This window comes from Streptomyces sp. NPDC087859 (assembly GCF_044742595.1).
GTDB classification, from domain to species: domain Bacteria; phylum Actinomycetota; class Actinomycetes; order Streptomycetales; family Streptomycetaceae; genus Streptomyces; species Streptomyces canus_F.
In genome coordinates, this window is record NZ_JBIUUU010000014.1 from 169,583 (window position 1) to 184,703 (window position 15,121).

Genomic DNA, 15,121 nt, shown 5'->3' on the forward strand with positions numbered 1-15,121 from the left:
CGCTACATCGCAGGTCAGGGGGCCTGTTTCGTGTAGCGGATGCGTGGCATGTAGCGGATAGAGCCGCCACACCGCCCCGGGATGTAGCGGATGTAGCGGCCCGGGAGGGCGGTGTAGCGGCTGATAGATGGTCGGTCTGCTACGCGTTGACGCTGGTCAGAAGCGGTTCAGCGTCCAGCGTGGCCGATGTAGCGGATGTAGCGGATTCTGGAAGGGACCCAAGCCGCGGCGGGCAGTAGCGCATCCATGCGTCACGCAGGTCGGCCGCGTAGTAGCCCTTGAGCAGGCCATCTGCGGTCCGCATGTTGCGCGCCCTGATCGGCTCGTTGTCGGCCCGCATGTACTCCTTGAGCAAGCGCGAGAGCCGCCGGGAATCCAGGGGCCTGCCGTTGAGGTCACCCCAGGGCGCATCCTCCAGGCTGTTGAGCCGGTCGATAATGACGGCCGTGGAAGCGCGATCGGCGCCGTTGAACACGTGGTCGCGCAGGTCGGTCAGCAGGCGAACCCCGAGCGAGGTTTCGCTGTTGTCCTGCGCCGCGCGGACCAACTCGACACAGGCCAGTCGAGCCCGCTCCGGCCAGTGGCCACCGACCGCGTCGGCAACTGCGAGCAGGGGTTCCCACACATCCGCGGGCCGGTCGGTGACGCCCTCCGGCATGGCGGGCCAGGCGCCTGCCATGGTCTCCCGGACGGTGTCGGCCCATTCGGCGAGGCGGTCGCGCAGGGCGTGGCCTTCCCGCTCGTTGATGCGCTCCCGGTAGGGCTCGACCTTCTCGTTGGGGGCGCGCTTACGCATGCGAATGATGACCGAACGGGTCAGGATCGTGTCCGGCAACGAGCCGAGTCCGGCCATGGCCACCGCGGCGTACGACGGGAAGCCCTGCACGGTCTGGTTGGCACCGTCGCCCACGCACCGGTACATGAGCCGGCCGCGCCGGTGTCCGGCGTTCAGGAAGCCTCGGAGCTGTTCGTTCTCTCCGGCCTTGGGGCCGAATACGGTGTCGATCTCGTCGAAGACGATCGTGGGGCGTTCACCGTCGATACCGGAGACGGAGCGGAAAAGCGCGGATGCCGACGCAGCCACGGCCGCCATGCTGTTGGGCACCAAGGTTTCCACGATCTCCAGCGCGCGGGACTTGCCGGACCCCGGCTCCGGGGAGAGGAACGCGATACGCGGAGTGGAATCGAAGGAGTCGAGCAGGTGGGCGTGGGCATCCCAGAGGGTCACAGCCACGTAGGCGGCTTCACTCGGGAAGATCCGGCGACGGCTTGCGGCCCGTGTCCTGGCCGAAGATCGGGGCGTCGTCGCCCTCCTGCGACTCGGGAAGCTCCGCCTCGGGATCGATGCCCGCGTCCTCGGGGTCGACGAGCGGTCCGCCGTGGTCCATGTCCTGCTCCTCCTCATCCACGACGGTCAGTGCCGCCCGCTCCTCGCCGGGGATCGGGCGGCCCGTGTAGGCGCGTCCGGCCACGGAGGTGGCCGCGCCCGCGGTGACGGGGTCGGCGGAAGCACCGTTGCACTGCGCCCACGCGCCAAGCCGTTCCATGACCGGCACGGCCCGGAGGCTGAAGCGCCGGGTACGCCCTGGCGAGGGGTAACGGGACTCCTCGATGCCCGGCGAGACCACGTAGCAATAGCCCGGCCGCCGGTTGCCCCACGCCCCGGGGTAGGCGCCCGCGTCGATGACCGTCTCCGGCAGCGAGAACCCCTCATCGCGCGGGTCACAGCCGTGCGCGACGACGGAGGGCAGGGAGGCGCGGGTGGAGGTGGACATCTGGTCGTAGGACGGGCGCTGCAACGACACGATCAACGAGATGCCGGCCGACCGAGCCTCCTGAGCGATGCCGGTGAACGCGTCATCGCCCATCGCACGGAGCGTGTTGGCCGCCTCCTCGAACCAGGCCACCAGGAACGGCATCCCCGCACAGCCACACGCCCTGCTGTCGGTGCGACAGGAGTGCTCCGGGTCGTTCTGCACCTGCGCCGCCGCGGGAACCCACTGGCGGTAGCCGTGCGAGCCGAGCCAGCGCGTACGCGCCGGGATGGCCGCCTCCACGGCCGCCACCATGACCTCCGTCTGCGAGCCGCCCTCCGCAGCCCAGTCCAGCCCCGCCCGCAGCGGCGCGAAGTCCTGGAATGCCTTGGGGTCGGAGAACCACACGATGACATCGGTGCGGGACTGGATCTCCGTGAGCAGGTTCAGAGCGGCATCGCCCTTGCCGGAGCCGGTACCGCCCGCGACCAGCACGTGTGTGGAGTTGCGGCCCGCATCCGGATCGCCCGGAAGCCAGATCAGGAGCGGGGCCCCATCGTCGTAGCGGCCGATGACCAGCGGCTCCGCGATCGAACCACCCAGGTTCGATGGCCCCTCCCACTCGACGACTTCGGCGAGCATGTCTTCCGGCACGATCACCAGATCGCCCCGGCGCTCGGAATCCGGGTCGGGGCTATACCGAACAGCGGATTTCGGCAGGTCCAGCGCGGACGCGATCCGGGCCAGTGCCTTGGCGACGTCGTCGTTGGTCTGCTCGCCCGGTTGCAGAGCGAGCGGCGCGGTGACCCGGTTGGGCTCCACCTTCGCCGCACCGATCTGCGCCCGCGCAAGCCCCACCTTCCCCAGCAGGCCCCCATCCGGACTGCCCGCGGTCCCGTCGGTGTTGTGGCGCAGGACCATGCGCACGTTCCAGGACAGTGCCACGGCGGGCCCGCCCATCAGGAACAGGTCGTCGACCGGCCCGGCGGTCGGCCCGGCCAGACAAGCGGCCGTCACCCACGCCGACCCGGCCGCCACCGTCACCGCGGAGTGCAGACGGCGCTGTTTGCTGGTCGACTTGCCCGCGGCCCAAGTGACACCGGTCAGCGCCACCGACGCCAGCGTCAGGCCCACGCCGGCCGCCGTGTTGTCCGGCCACCGCCAGTGCCCCAACGCCCCGACCACACCGGTGGCGCCCCACGTGAGCCACGGCGGGATATGCGGCTTGGCTTTGTGCAGCAGGTACGCGCGGACGGTGCCGTTCTCCGGCCCGCCCTGGGGGTCCATGACGTAGCCGGGCATCCCGTCGGGGTAGTAGGTCGTCATGCTGTTTCGATCTCGGGCCATGGCCCAACCTCCTTACTGCTGAGCCCAGTTCATGACCGGCTGTTGCGGGCGCCGGGCGCGGTGCCGCACCCGGTTGATCTCTTCCTCGAACTCCTGCTGGAACGCGGAGTAGCAGGCGGCGGCGTTCTTCGCGGCATCCCGCAGGCTGTCGGCGGACTTCCGCATCTTGCGGGTCACCTTCCGGGCCCGGATGCGGGAGCCGAACGCGCGGCCTTCCGGGTCGGGCACGGCCGCCAGGATGCTGTCGAGGATCTCGGCGGCCATGGCCACTTCGATGGACAGCGTCACGCCGGCCGCCCGCAGGGTGTTGCAGTAGTTCCGTACCTGCGCGGGGGAAGTGAACTCCGGTGCAGGCAGAAGGGATTGGTTGCCCGACCGGCCGCCGCCTGCCTGGCTCCGGTTGCGGTTGTTGTTGACAGTGACGTTGATGGGCGGGACGAACGATCCGCCCATCGCACCGACGAACCCGCCTGCTGCCGCACCGACGTTGGCGAACTTGTTGCCCTTGCCGTTGTTGCTGCTCGAACCATTGGTGCCGTTGGCGCGGCCGTTGCCGTTGCGCGTAGGGGTTGCCATCAGACGTGGTCTCCTCTGATCAGTGCGTACGGCGGACGATGAGCCACGCGGTCTGCGCCACGATCAGCGTCAGCAGCCAGACCAGGGGCAGGGCACCGGCCCACGGGCCGAACCCCGCCGCCAGCGCCGCCCAAGCGAACGCGAGCGTGGCGAACACGGCCAGTGCGATACGCCAGGCCAGCGTGGAACTCTGTGCCGGGCGTGAGCGCTGCACGACGGCGAACCAGACCGCCGGCGCGAGCGCGGTGGGGGCGAGCACGAGAGCGGACCACCAGGCGAGGACGTGCAGCAGGCCGGTCACGACTAGGGCGAGCAGGGCGAGAGCGGTCGGGGCGAGCGCGTGCCGGGCCATCCACAGCCCGCGGCCCACGAATCCGAGCGCCTCGCGGGTCAGCGACGGGTGTTCGGGGACGACGACCACGAGCGGCTGCGAGCGGCGCCCGCGCTGACGCGGGAGCTGGACGGTGTGGACGCCTGCGCCGGTCTTCACCTTGCGGGTACGGGTACGACTGGACATGGCGAAGCTCCTTGCTCGAAGGGGTGGTTCAGGCAGCGCGCTGTTCGTCGTCGGGAAAGGCGCAGGGCACGCACACCCCGAGCGAGGCGGGGATGACGTAGCCCGCGTCGGTGCCGCACTGCGGGCAGGTACGCCGGGCGGTGTTCGCCTTGGCGAGCGCCGCGCGCTTGGCCGGCGTCATCGGCCGCACGGGCTTGGCCTGGTCGATGCGGTAGAGGTAGGCGACCAGCGGGCCGCGCCGGTAGCGCGGGCGCAGGACCTGCGCAGCGATGGGCTGACCGCCGGGGCGCAGGCCGCGGGCACGTAACTGCCGGAGGGTGGCGTAACCGTCGGGAGCGCAGCGCCACGGGAACGTCGGTATCCCGTGGCGCGCGCCGTTGGGGTCGAAGCACTTGGCGTACGAGAACGACATGACCGCGCCCTCCCGCTCAACCGGCGAGCGCGGTGGGGAAGTCGGTCAGGTACGGCTCACGAGCCTTGACCCGGCTACGCGCCGTGCGAGCCGTCGACTCCGACGCCCCCAGTCCCGCCCCGGCCATCGCCATCGTCATGCGGGCAGTGCTCGGCTGCGTGAAGTCGGTGCCGTACAGCGCCCGCACCAACTGATCCACCCGGTTCGGGTAGACGACCGGCATGCACAGATCGACGGGCGTCGACGCCGGGGCGATGGACACCGGCTCTGCGGTGACGGGCGTCGACGCAGCCTCGACGGCCAGCGGCTCCGGCCCGCCGGAGGGGACCGAAGCGGGCGCGGGCACCGTGGGCGCGGTCGGTGCGGGTTGCGGGGCGTCGACGCTGGCCTTGACGGGCGTCGACAGTGCTTCGACGCCCGTCGACGGGGCGTTGCCGCCCGTCATCGTCCGGTGGGTGAGGTAGGTGTGCACCTGCCGCATCAGGGCGCCGAACGCCATCAGGGCGGCCACCGGCGGAACGGCAGCAACCACGTAGTCCAGGGCGTTGGCGTCCTGTCCAACCCCGGCCACATTCAGCGCGATGGAGGCGCCGTCCCCGGCGGTGACCAGGGCGATTGCCCACCAGTCGACCCGGTGGGCGAGCGAGGCACGCAGGATCAACAGCTCACCGATCACGATGAACAGATCCACCGTGGCGGGCCAGGCCCACGAGCGGGCCACCGCTTCCGCCATGCCGTGCCGGGCAGCAACCTCCTGCAAGTGCTCGTAGGAGAGCCAGAACGCCACCGCGGTCAGCACCACCGTGAGCACCGATGCGAGCGCCGTGATGGCACGGTCTACGTTGACGGGCGTCGACAGGGTCTCGACGGGCGTCAACGTGGCGTCGACGCGAGCCGGGGTGCTCATGCCGCCTCCGCTTCCGCGAGCACCGGCGCGGAAACGTCGCCGTAGCCGACCAGTTCCAGTTCGACGCCCGCGTAGGTGAAGGTGCTACGCAGGACGCCCGTGCGGCCGTCGCCCTGCACGTGGTAGTCCACGTTGTCCGGAGCGACACCCAGCGCCTCGCGCCAGGCTTCGAAGTCGGTCAGGCCGGAGTGGAGCGCAAGCTCCAGCTGGTCCGGATAGATGGGCGTGACGTTCACGGTCGGCGCCGGCAGATGCCCGAAGTCGACGGCCAGCAGGCGCAGGACGGACAGCGGCGCGGCCAGGTCGTCCAGCGTCAGCTTCGTGTTCATGCGGCGACCCCCGTCCGCAGGCTGCGGCGCAGGGCGGCGCTGGACACGGGCAGCGGCGACAGGCGCAGCAGGCCCGCCTCGTCCAGCGCCTTGGCGGCCACCTGCACCCCCGCGGTCGGCAAGCTCGGGGTCGTCGGCGAGGATGTCGCGGGCCGCGTCCAGACGCGCCGCGCGCTCCTCCTCACTCTCCCCCCCGACACCCAGCCACAGCTCAACCGGGGTACCGAGGGCAAGTTCGAGGAAGTCGTGCGCGGTGTCGGCCGGATGGCCGGAGACGAAGTTGCGGATACGCATGGCGTACTCCTGAGTCGAAGGGACGGAGAGAGCCGGGGGCCGCGAAACGTTGGCGAGAGGGCGGCCGACCCGAGAAGCGGCCAGCACCGCACAAGCGGCGGGCCGGAGCGCCCCGGTCGGGAGTCGAACCCGAACGTGCAGACCAGCGGGGCGAGGCAAGAAAGACCGGCTTCACCGGCCCACCGCTTGCGGCGGCGGACCGGCCCCGAGCCGGGAAAGGTCGGGTGCGTCATCGTCACTGCTCTGACGCCAACAGGGCGGCGCACACCAGGTGGCACCCGCCGGGTTGCCCTCCCGTGAGGAAGGAATGATCCCGACGGCTGTTCTCCAGAGCCGGTGCGCGGGGAAGTGGCCGCCGACGGCCGTCACCCGGGCCGCCGCGGGGACAGGGAATCTCACCCCGTCGGCTTGTCACGCTGTGGAGTTGTCAAGGCACAGACGTTTCCTTCGAACCCGTTTCACGAGGCTCTCTGGGCGTTCGGTGTTGCAGTACCTGTTTTACAGGTACTGCATAGGGGTCCGTCAAGCACAGCGGCGGAACCTCCTGGTTTTGCGCCGGGACTTCTTGGCGCACGATCAGAATCGCCCCAGGTCAGGGGAGTTGGTTACCCCACCCGTGGACAGCTCTGGTTGATCTCGCTACCGTCAAGAGCTCCCTAGATGTCCCACGGAGGGCTCAGATGTCCAACGAGCGTCTGCGGACAGCCCTGTTGGCGCGAGGCATGACCATTCAGAGCCTCGCTGAAGAGATCGAAGTCAACCCAAAGACCGTTGAGCGGTGGATCACTCAGGGCAAGGTGCCGTACCGGCGACACCAGTACGCAACGGCAGCGGCACTCCAGGTCGATGTACTGACCCTCTGGGACGACGACCGCAATGCCGAGAGCGCATCCGACCTGGCGAAAGCCGAGATCGTGACCGTCTACCAGCATCGCCACACGGCGCCGTCGAGCCTCTGGCGCGAGATGTGCGAGCGCGCCACGGAACGCATCGACATCCTCGTGTACGCCGGTATCTACCTTGCGGAGGACCCTCTCTTCTTCTCAACGCTGAAGGAGAAGGCAGAAAGCGGCGTCCGCATCCGAGTACTGATGGGTGATCCAGAGTGCGAAGCCGTCATCCGGCGCGGCATCGACGAAGGTCACCGCATCATGGACGGCAAGATCCGCAACGCGCTGGTCAACTACCGCCCGCTGTTCACCAGCCATCCCGAGATCACCTTCCGCCTCCACGACACGGTGCTCTACAACTCGATCTACCGCGCCGATGACGAGATGCTGGCCAACACGCACGTCTACGGCATCGGCGCGTACATGGCTCCCGTGTTCCACCTGCGCCGTCTCCCCGGAAGTGGTCTGTTCGACACCTTTGCCAATAGCGTTCAGCAGACCTGGGAAGGCGCCAGGCCAGTAAACGAACGCGACATCACGGGAGCTTGAGAGCATGGGACGCATCGACTACTTGCACGACCCGGACGCCCCGCCGGCCAACTCGGTCGTGCCCTCGGTCGTGGCGTTCGTCCAGAACGACTCGGGGCAAGTGCTCATGATCCAGAGGTCCGACAACGGACGTTGGGCGCTGCCCGGCGGCGGCCACGACGTGGGCGAGTCCATCAGCGACACGGTGGTCCGTGAGGTCTGGGAAGAGACGGGCATCAAGGCCGAGGTCGTCAACATGTCCGGGATCTACACCGACCCCGGTCACGTCATGCAGTACGACGACGGCGAGATCCGTCAGCAGTTCAGCATCTGCTTCCGCGCGCGCCCGGTCGGCGGTGAGCTGCGTACGAGCAACGAGACGACGCAGGTCCGTTGGGTCGAGCCAACGGACCTGCGGGAGTTGGACGTTCACCCCACGATGCGACTCCGCATCGAGCATGCGATGGACCGGACCCGGACAGCGCCCTACATTGGCTGACGCTTGGCGTCGGCGACCCTCTCGAGTACGCGCGCGGTGCTCGCCAGGATCTCGGGTTCGGCGCGCCGAATGAACGTGCCGATCAGGCTGTCGGGCCCGTAGCGGCCGGCAATCTCGTTGATCCGATCCACAGGATTCGTGGGCGTGCCGTCGGGCGTCGTGTTCATGTCGCAGAAGCAGAGAGCGTCGTTCAGGTGCGCGCACTCGCGGGGGAACTCCCCCTCCAACTCTTCGCGCAAGCCGCGTGCATCGGCCTCCATCCACGCGCAGGAGTGGTGGGCTACCAGGTGCACGACCCGCTCGTCGGCGTTCGCGACGTCCCGGAGGTAGCGAGCGCCGTCAAGGGGGTGAAAGCCGGTCTTGGCGAGGTCGGGCGCGTAGCCGATGTCGTGCAGGACTGCCGCGGCCTCCAGCAGCTCGGCGTCCTCTCCGAGGATGAGCGCGATGGTGCGCGCCCTCTCAGCGACGCCCAAGCAGTGCTGCCACCGTCGCGGCAGCGGCTCAGCGAGCAGGGATTCCGCGAGCGGGTAGGCCCACTTCGTCAACGTCGACAAGCTACAAACGCCCCTCTCGGTTCGGCACAGTGCGGACCGTCCGCACCCTGCCCTGACCTTCACTCGCAAGCACGCCGGCGGCTTCGAGCTTGTCGAGAGCCTTGGTCACGGTCGGTCGGGAGACCCCGAACCTGCCCATCAGATCGGACGCGCTGAGGAACTTGGCCCCCACCTCGAACCCTTCGGCCGCGATGACGTCGGCAATGCGCTCCTCCAGCGGTCGCCGGTCGACCTGCTCGCCCTGGCGTACTACCCGCCACCGGCCGCCCCGCACCGGTTCAGCAACCCCATCCATCTGGAGCTCCTTGAACGCGCGGAGTACCACCCCACGCGAGACAGCGTGATCATGCATGAGGTCTCCGACGGCCGGAAGTTGCGCCATCTGCGGGTCCGCCTGGATCCGAGCCTTCACCACCTCAGCGATCTGCAAGAAGGTTCCCCGAGGGCTAGCCTGCTGGGACACCCGGCCTCCCTTCACCTCTGATGCATCTGAACCAAGCATCCCACGCACGGATCCTTCCAGAAGTGGCCGATGTTCCAGGCCTACGAAACTCGAAGTGCGACACAAGGAACAAAGGGCACGAAAAGGTTTTCCATACCTTAAGGTGCTCATCTCTCACTAGCATCAAGGGCATGGACTCTCGACACCTGCTCGGCGATGACCCTGTGGACGCTGCCGGCGATGAGCTGGACCGCAAGAGATTTAGCGAGCACATGATCCGAGTGATCAACCGCGTGCGCGCGCAGTCGGAATCTAGCGTGATTGCGTTGATCGGCCCGTGGGGTTCAGGAAAATCATCGATTCTGGGGATGGTGAAGGACTCAATCGATGACCTGAGTTCCGCCGAGGATGACAAGTCACCCGAGTGGCGCGTAGCTGAGTTTAATCCTTGGATTCATAGCGACTCTCTTTCCATGTACGTGGGCTTCTATTCCGAGCTAAGGGCCTGCCTGCCGGGAGGTGAACGCTGGAGCGACGCGCGGGAGTCGATCGGCAGTTGGATCCAGAACGCTGCGCCACTCGGAAAGCTGGGTGGAGTCGTGCGTGTAGATGCCAGTCCTGCTTTCGAGAAGCTTGCCGAGAAGGTATCCGGAGACACGAGTGCGGCCGCAAAAAAGGAAAAGGTAGAGGAGGCACTGAAGGAGTGCAGTGTTTCCATTCTTGTTGTGATGGATGACCTCGACCGACTGACCCCCGATGAGTTGCTTGAAGTTTTTAAGATGATCCGTCTTGTCGGCCGCCTGCCAAATGTCTACTACCTGCTGTCGTATGACGAAAAAACATTGATGGATGTTCTGTGCAGGACCGACCTTGCCTTTGCAGATCAAGGGCGCGCACGGTCTTACCTTGAGAAGATGGTTCAAGTGAGACTGGACATGCCAGCACTCGGGGATGCACAGAGAGCCCAGCTGGTGAACTCTTCTTTGAGTGTCGTACTTGAGAACAATGCCATCTCGCTCCCGGAATCGTCTCTCACCGCGATTGCTTCGCTCTGGAGAGAGGCCTTCTTTGCTCGCTTGACGACGCCGCGCGCGATTCGCCGATTTTTCGCTCAGGTTGATTCGAGTTATGTCACTGTCGCCTACGAGGTGAACTTCATTGACTTCCTTGCACTGACCTTCCTGCGCACCCACGAACCCCGGGTCTACTACGGGCTACAAGAACATCGCGAAGAGCTCACGATGACCGCCGGCACTCGCACAATTGGGCTGCGCAACGAGAGCCCCAAGGACAGGCTGATCAGGTGGACCACGTACATGCAGACTTGGGGGGTTGCTCAAGAACACGCAGATGGAGTGCTGGCAATCCTCGCAAAGCTGTTCCTTCCATTGCGATCTGCCCTCGAAGGCATGGAGTACGGCCGAGACTGGCTGCCTGAGGTAGCCAAACGCAAAGGCGTCGGACATACAGATTATTTCTCGCGCTACTTCTTCTTCGGCGTCCCCTCCGATGACATTCCTGACTCCGTGGTCGATGCGGCACTGGACAGCATCTCGCAGGGGGAAGAATCTGATCGAATCCCCCGGCTACTAGAAGCACTGGAAAAGGATCCTGAGCGAATCGTTAGAAAAGTTCGCAACTATGGAGATCTAGGAGCGGGAGGCAACCTTAAAATTTTGCTTCTAATGGCCGAAAAGTACCTCGCCATTCCAAATGGCATCGGATTTCTTAGTCTATTCTCAAGAAGCTCCATTGAGGGGTTCGCAGCAGACCTCTTCCTTGAGGGGAAGCCAGAGCCGCTCCAGGAAAATCTGGATGCAATCGCGCAGTCCGACGGCGGTTACTGCATGGCCTTGCGCGGGCTGAAGCAAGCTAGGGCACGGGCGAATCGATCAGGAAGAGAGGAGGTTGCCCGGCGCCTGACGGGAGATATCACGCGGATCATTACAGAAAGGTTCGAACACTCCAAAAGCAGGAACATCGCTTCTATGGATCAAAGTGTCTTTAGCTCAGTTCACATTTGGGCAGAGATCGATTCAACTGCGGTTATTGAGTTCCTGAGGGGACAGACCGAATCGGGCACTTGGCCACTTATCGAAGTCGTCGACAGGCTCGTTACTCGCGGCACTGCTGACGGCCGCCCCGGGACGGTACTAATGGGGCTTGAAGACCACACTGTCGAAGCGACATTGGGGCTCAACTATGTCTTCGAGCATCTCTCCACGGAAATTGATGATGCATCGACAGATGTGCTTATGAAAGGACTCCCTGACACGCCTGAGAATCGGCGATCGGTTGCGCTTGCAGCCTTGAGATTTGCCCGTCATCGGCGGCGAGAAGCAGAGAACAAGCCTGGCGAGGGTGACGTGGAAGCACAAAACCCCGCTGGCTAACCGCGCCCAACATGCGCCGGCCCGGGACTGTGCATGGGCTGGTGCGGAGCCGAACAGTGACAACAGCCTACCGGCGGAGTTCGACTGGAGGGGTGTCGACCGCGGTCGTTCGCACTGTGCCGTCAGTGCTGTCCTTCGCCGCCAGCTGTCCTGTTGAGCGGCGTGACCCAAGCCAGCGTCCCAGTAGTAGAGGCGGCGCCCAACTCATCGCGTCACATAGGCTTCGGGGCCAAGCGGTGTGCAAACAACAGTCGTCGTGGTGAGTGGGGGCGCGAGTGGCAGGATCGCTGATTTCAGGGTACGAACAGTCACTAACACTCGGCTTCGCGCGCTTGGGACCGAGCGGGGTAGAGCCAGTCGTTTTGACGAGTGGTGAGCTCTCTGACGGCGAGGCCTTCAAAGCCCCGGAGGGCTGGACTTCCTACCGAGAACCTGTATGGGCAAACCTGGCCGTCAGAGCTGAGGAACTACTCAACCAGTGCCCCGTGTTGCTGGTCCCGCCATGGGATCAGAAGCTGATGTCCGGCAGGAGGAGAGAGGCTCAGGGGAGCACCCTTGCCGAGATGTTGCGCAACTGCCGGCCTGCAGGACCTGAATCTTTGATGGCAATCCTGCTTCCCGCAAACGCTTTTGTTTCGGAGGCACCGTGGGCCGTGGACTGTCGAGTAGCCATAGCGGAACACTGGGACACACTCATCGTCGCCTTTGGTGAAGGTGTAGTGGTGGGGGCGCATTCGAGCTTTGTGATTGCGGCCGTCTTCCTGCGTGCCCGCGCTGCGACCCGGCCTCCGCTGAAGATTTTTCGCATGTCTCAGCAGAATGACCAGACAACAATCACGCAGGACTTCGAGCGACTACTCAATCGAGGTGGCGGTCGTGTGTCCCATGGTTATGTGGCCCGATCGGTGCCAGCACCACATGAGAGTCTCGCATTCGACCTTTATGATCCGACCCTTTTGGACCGTCGGGATGAACTGGCCAGCTTCGGCAGCGTGAGAAGACTGGGTGACCTGTACGACAGCTTGCCGAGGGTTCACATGGCTAATGATTCTCAATGGATTCGCTCTGAACAGGGCCCTAAAACAGTTCGGCTAATCGGCGGACGTGATATCAGTCGCGATGGCATGATTACCGCGCCGTCAGACGACACATATTGGGCCGAGGTGCCAGAAAAGTACCTATTGGCCTCCGGTGACCTCGTGGTGGGCGCCGTTTCTCGGACGAGTGACCTTTACGGCTTCAGAGCAGCACAGGTAACAGCCGAGAACCTGCCAATGGCTGCCAGTCATATGACCATCGCGCTTCGCCCTCGCCAAGAACTAGAGCCACAACAGGTCCGTCTTGCGCTGATGTTCTTGCGCACAAAGCTGGCCCGTGCTCTGGTTGGTGCGGACGGTGTTCACGTCAGTGTTCGCCAGTTGCAAGCTCTCACCGTTCCGCAACCAGACGAAGCTCTGGCCAAAGCGCTAGACGATTTGGCTAGTGTCAAGCAGCAACTCAGGAACTGGGAAGCGGAAGCAGACGCAGTCCTAGAGTCCGTGTTCCTGGAAAAGACCGCGGCTCAGGCCAGGTCACGTGTTATCCGGTCAGGGCGTACGCTCCGCCTGAGAGCGGAGGCTGCTTCCCAAATTGATGATCTAGGCTATACGGTGCGCACTCGCTTTCCCTACCCCGTGGCCTACCGGTGGCGGGCGATGGAGGCTCACCTGAGCGAGGGTGATTCTCAAGCAGCATACGGCGCTGTACTTGATGCTGCCGAAATCTTGCTTTGTTACACCGCGCAACTCGCGCTCGCCCTAGCTCGGTCAGCCGGGACCGAGCTAGGTGCGGTCACAGCCATCAAAGAGAAATTTGCTGGAGGGCGCAGCGGACCGGGATTCGGAGACTGGGTGGCCGTCCTCCAAGAGGTCGCCACCAGTCGCAAACTGCGCAAGCTGCCCGCCGAGCATCCGTTGAACGAAATCCGGTCACTACTATCCGACAACGATGCGGTTGATGCGTGCAAGCGACTAAATGATCGCCGTAATGATCAAGCTCATTTGCGCCGCGTCGACTCCATCGACCTTCCGCACGCCATCAAGGAGGCATTCGATGACTTCGAAACCCTGGTGGACAATGCGCGATTCCTCGCTGACTGGTCTCTGCTAGACATCGCCAACGTTCGCCCGGACTCTTTGGTTCGGACTTCCCGAGTCCAATACCGCGAACTTATGGGTGACCATCCGGTCGTGCCCATCAAGGCCATGACTCTGCCCAGCAATGACCTTGAGCCGGGCAGCCTGTATCTACGTGATCCCAACCATGGGCTTCACCTGCTGCGGCCGTTCTTGATCGGCCAGGACTGTCGTAAATGCCGCACCTGGTCCACGTTTCACGTGGACCGAGTGCCCAAGGGACAAGTGCTGCTAAAGAGTCTCGAACATGGTCACGTTTTCGAGGATCCCGACACGGACACAGCTTCTGCCCTGCGAGTCGTCGGCCTGTTGTAGGACAGCTGAGGCCTGCTCGGGTCCCCCTAGCGCCCGTGTCCGTCAGGACGCATCGAAGTCAGCCTGTGCACGGTATGCGATAGGGATCAGACCCGCTCTGTTCTCGACGGGGAAAAATCGCAAGTCAAGCAGCATTTCTGATATCGCCGAGGCATGCTCTCCGGAGCCGTGTGCGCAGGTTCGAATCCTGCCGGGGGCACCCTGTATGAGGTGCCCAGAGACCCCGTAACCAGCAGAGATGCTGAGTGCGGGGTCTTCGCGTATGCGTAGGCCCTGAGGCACCGTGGCATCGAGGTGTTCTCGCCCGGCGTCCGGCAGTGTCTCGGGTGGTGTCCCGCCGAGTGGTGCAGCCATGCCGGCCGTGGGGCTCGGCTCAGGGTCGAGATGGCTGTAGCCGACTGGCTCACCCGGCCGCAGCGCGTGCTGCTCGCGGGCGTAAGCACCCCGATCCGGCGCCAAGGCGACCGCGTCGGCCAACTGACCTGCGGAGTCACGAACTCTGCGCGGCTGCACCACTCGGTGGGACGCCACCGTGTCTCGGGGGTTGGGTTCGAAGAGAAGGCTGCTGTCGGTCCGCTCGGATTGGGCCGAGCAGGCGAGTCCGTGGTGGTCCGTGGTCGATGCGGCACCGCGGAAAGGGGGCCGGCGGGCACACGTCGTAGACCGTCACCCGCCCGTCGGACAGCTCGATCCATCGGTGTTCCGCCGGCACGGCGTGGGCCGACGGCCCCATGTCCGGCTCGAGCAGCGCCAGTCGCACTCCAGCGTCGCCACGCGATCGGGCGACAAGCCACAGGCCTGCCTGCACGGCGGCAAGCGCGCGGACCTCAAGTCGGTTAGCCGGACGCCCATTTGAGGCCGGGATTGCGGCGAGGTTGTTGCCATGAGGGCCGGTAGCGCATCTGTCGACGTTGCTCGACGCGCTGCCCCTTATGACGAGGGTGCCGGCTCGGCTCTCGGCGCAGGGGTGCCGTCGTGTCTCTCGCTCGCTCCGCCCCGCACGGCTTCGCTCACGACGGGCCGTCCCCGTGTCATCGACCTTCGCGTTGTGAGGCTGGGCGGTGATCAGGCCGTGTGCGGCCGTGACCTTCCACACAGATCATCCACCGCATCGTCCGGCAACTCACCAGTGACCGAGGTGAGTTGACGACGGGTTCGTTTCGCGGTCCGTTTGCGGAGTGCAAGGAAGC

14 protein-coding genes are annotated in these 15,121 nt (G+C 65.2%); 4 read left to right on the forward strand and 10 right to left on the reverse strand.

What is annotated here, in order from left to right; all coding sequences use genetic code 11:
* Window positions 1-139: 139 nt before the first annotated feature.
* From ACIOHP_RS32500 to ACIOHP_RS32530, 7 genes are read right to left on the reverse strand one after another with little or no spacing between them, the layout of a single operon-like run.
* On the reverse strand, window positions 140-1,258 hold the full coding sequence (locus ACIOHP_RS32500) for a DUF3631 domain-containing protein (protein WP_401893313.1): 1,119 nt from the start codon (window positions 1,256-1,258) through the stop codon (window positions 140-142).
* The gene (traB, locus tag ACIOHP_RS32505) at window positions 1,245-3,056 is read right to left on the reverse strand and encodes a plasmid transfer protein TraB (protein ID WP_401893314.1); all 1,812 of its coding nucleotides are present in this window, start codon (window positions 3,054-3,056) and stop codon (window positions 1,245-1,247) included. Before traB ends, ACIOHP_RS32500 begins: the two co-directional genes overlap by 14 nt.
* A 57-nt stretch (window positions 3,057-3,113) precedes the next feature.
* Window positions 3,114-3,677 (reverse strand): plasmid transfer protein TraA, encoded by a 564-nt coding sequence (gene traA / locus ACIOHP_RS32510; RefSeq protein WP_401893172.1) that lies wholly within the window; start codon window positions 3,675-3,677, stop codon window positions 3,114-3,116.
* Between the two features lie 19 nt (window positions 3,678-3,696).
* Window positions 3,697-4,194, reverse strand: a complete 498-nt coding sequence (locus ACIOHP_RS32515) for a hypothetical protein (protein ID WP_401893174.1) — start codon at window positions 4,192-4,194, stop codon at window positions 3,697-3,699.
* Between the two features lie 28 nt (window positions 4,195-4,222).
* Window positions 4,223-4,606: an RRQRL motif-containing zinc-binding protein gene (locus tag ACIOHP_RS32520; protein ID WP_401893175.1), complete on the reverse strand. Its 384-nt coding sequence runs from the start codon at window positions 4,604-4,606 to the stop codon at window positions 4,223-4,225.
* A 16-nt stretch (window positions 4,607-4,622) separates the two neighbouring features.
* Window positions 4,623-5,513 carry a DUF2637 domain-containing protein gene (locus tag ACIOHP_RS32525; protein ID WP_401893177.1) on the reverse strand — a complete coding sequence of 297 codons (891 nt, stop codon included), beginning with the start codon at window positions 5,511-5,513 and terminating at the stop codon, window positions 4,623-4,625.
* Entirely contained in the window at window positions 5,510-6,136 is a 627-nt protein-coding gene (locus tag ACIOHP_RS32530) for a hypothetical protein (protein WP_401893179.1), read from the reverse strand. The genes ACIOHP_RS32525 and ACIOHP_RS32530 overlap by 4 nt, the downstream gene beginning before the upstream one ends.
* A gap of 680 nt (window positions 6,137-6,816) precedes the next feature.
* Here ACIOHP_RS32530 and ACIOHP_RS32535 point away from each other — a divergent pair.
* On the forward strand, window positions 6,817-7,575 hold the full coding sequence (locus ACIOHP_RS32535) for an XRE family transcriptional regulator (protein ID WP_401893181.1): 759 nt from the start codon (window positions 6,817-6,819) through the stop codon (window positions 7,573-7,575).
* Window positions 7,576-7,579: 4 nt separating this feature from the next.
* Entirely contained in the window at window positions 7,580-8,053 is a 474-nt protein-coding gene (locus ACIOHP_RS32540; protein ID WP_401893182.1) for an NUDIX domain-containing protein, read from the forward strand.
* Here the strand turns inward: ACIOHP_RS32540 and ACIOHP_RS32545 are convergent.
* Together ACIOHP_RS32545 and ACIOHP_RS32550 are read right to left on the reverse strand one after the other, a co-directional pair.
* Complete coding sequence (locus tag ACIOHP_RS32545; protein WP_401893184.1) at window positions 8,041-8,607, reverse strand: HD domain-containing protein; 567 nt, start codon at window positions 8,605-8,607, stop codon at window positions 8,041-8,043. The genes ACIOHP_RS32540 and ACIOHP_RS32545 overlap by 13 nt on opposite strands.
* A gap of 1 nt (window position 8,608) precedes the next feature.
* Window positions 8,609-9,037, reverse strand: a complete 429-nt coding sequence (locus ACIOHP_RS32550; protein WP_401893186.1) for a GntR family transcriptional regulator — start codon at window positions 9,035-9,037, stop codon at window positions 8,609-8,611.
* Window positions 9,038-9,240: 203 nt separating this feature from the next.
* On the opposite strand from ACIOHP_RS32550, the gene ACIOHP_RS32555 reads away from it, so the two are divergent.
* Both ACIOHP_RS32555 and ACIOHP_RS32560 read left to right on the forward strand, forming a co-directional pair.
* On the forward strand, window positions 9,241-11,442 hold the full coding sequence (locus ACIOHP_RS32555; protein WP_401893188.1) for a P-loop NTPase fold protein: 2,202 nt from the start codon (window positions 9,241-9,243) through the stop codon (window positions 11,440-11,442).
* 602 nt (window positions 11,443-12,044) lie between these two features.
* Window positions 12,045-13,931, forward strand: a complete 1,887-nt coding sequence (locus tag ACIOHP_RS32560) for a restriction endonuclease (RefSeq protein WP_401893189.1) — start codon at window positions 12,045-12,047, stop codon at window positions 13,929-13,931.
* A 490-nt stretch (window positions 13,932-14,421) separates the two neighbouring features.
* On the opposite strand, the gene ACIOHP_RS32565 is transcribed toward ACIOHP_RS32560, so the two are convergent.
* Window positions 14,422-14,664: a hypothetical protein gene (locus tag ACIOHP_RS32565; protein ID WP_401893316.1), complete on the reverse strand. Its 243-nt coding sequence runs from the start codon at window positions 14,662-14,664 to the stop codon at window positions 14,422-14,424.
* Window positions 14,665-15,121 lie beyond the last annotated feature (457 nt).

What these genes read in the sequence shown, in the direction of transcription:
- traB (WP_401893314.1), bottom strand. Translation starts at nt 3,056, where the DNA reads ATGCCCGGCTACGTCATGGACCCCCAGGGCGGGCCGGAGAACGGCACC.
- traA (WP_401893172.1), bottom strand. Translation starts at nt 3,677, where the DNA reads ATGGCAACCCCTACGCGCAACGGCAACGGCCGCGCCAACGGCACCAAT.
- ACIOHP_RS32515 (WP_401893174.1), bottom strand. Translation starts at nt 4,194, where the DNA reads ATGTCCAGTCGTACCCGTACCCGCAAGGTGAAGACCGGCGCAGGCGTC.
- ACIOHP_RS32520 (WP_401893175.1), bottom strand. Translation starts at nt 4,606, where the DNA reads ATGTCGTTCTCGTACGCCAAGTGCTTCGACCCCAACGGCGCGCGCCAC.
- ACIOHP_RS32525 (WP_401893177.1), bottom strand. Translation starts at nt 5,513, where the DNA reads ATGAGCACCCCGGCTCGCGTCGACGCCACGTTGACGCCCGTCGAGACC.
- ACIOHP_RS32530 (WP_401893179.1), bottom strand. Translation starts at nt 6,136, where the DNA reads ATGCGTATCCGCAACTTCGTCTCCGGCCATCCGGCCGACACCGCGCAC.
- ACIOHP_RS32535 (WP_401893181.1), top strand. Translation starts at nt 6,817, where the DNA reads ATGTCCAACGAGCGTCTGCGGACAGCCCTGTTGGCGCGAGGCATGACC.
- ACIOHP_RS32540 (WP_401893182.1), top strand. Translation starts at nt 7,580, where the DNA reads ATGGGACGCATCGACTACTTGCACGACCCGGACGCCCCGCCGGCCAAC.
- ACIOHP_RS32555 (WP_401893188.1), top strand. Translation starts at nt 9,241, where the DNA reads ATGGACTCTCGACACCTGCTCGGCGATGACCCTGTGGACGCTGCCGGC.
- ACIOHP_RS32560 (WP_401893189.1), top strand. Translation starts at nt 12,045, where the DNA reads ATGGCAATCCTGCTTCCCGCAAACGCTTTTGTTTCGGAGGCACCGTGG.
- ACIOHP_RS32565 (WP_401893316.1), bottom strand. Translation starts at nt 14,664, where the DNA reads ATGGGGCCGTCGGCCCACGCCGTGCCGGCGGAACACCGATGGATCGAG.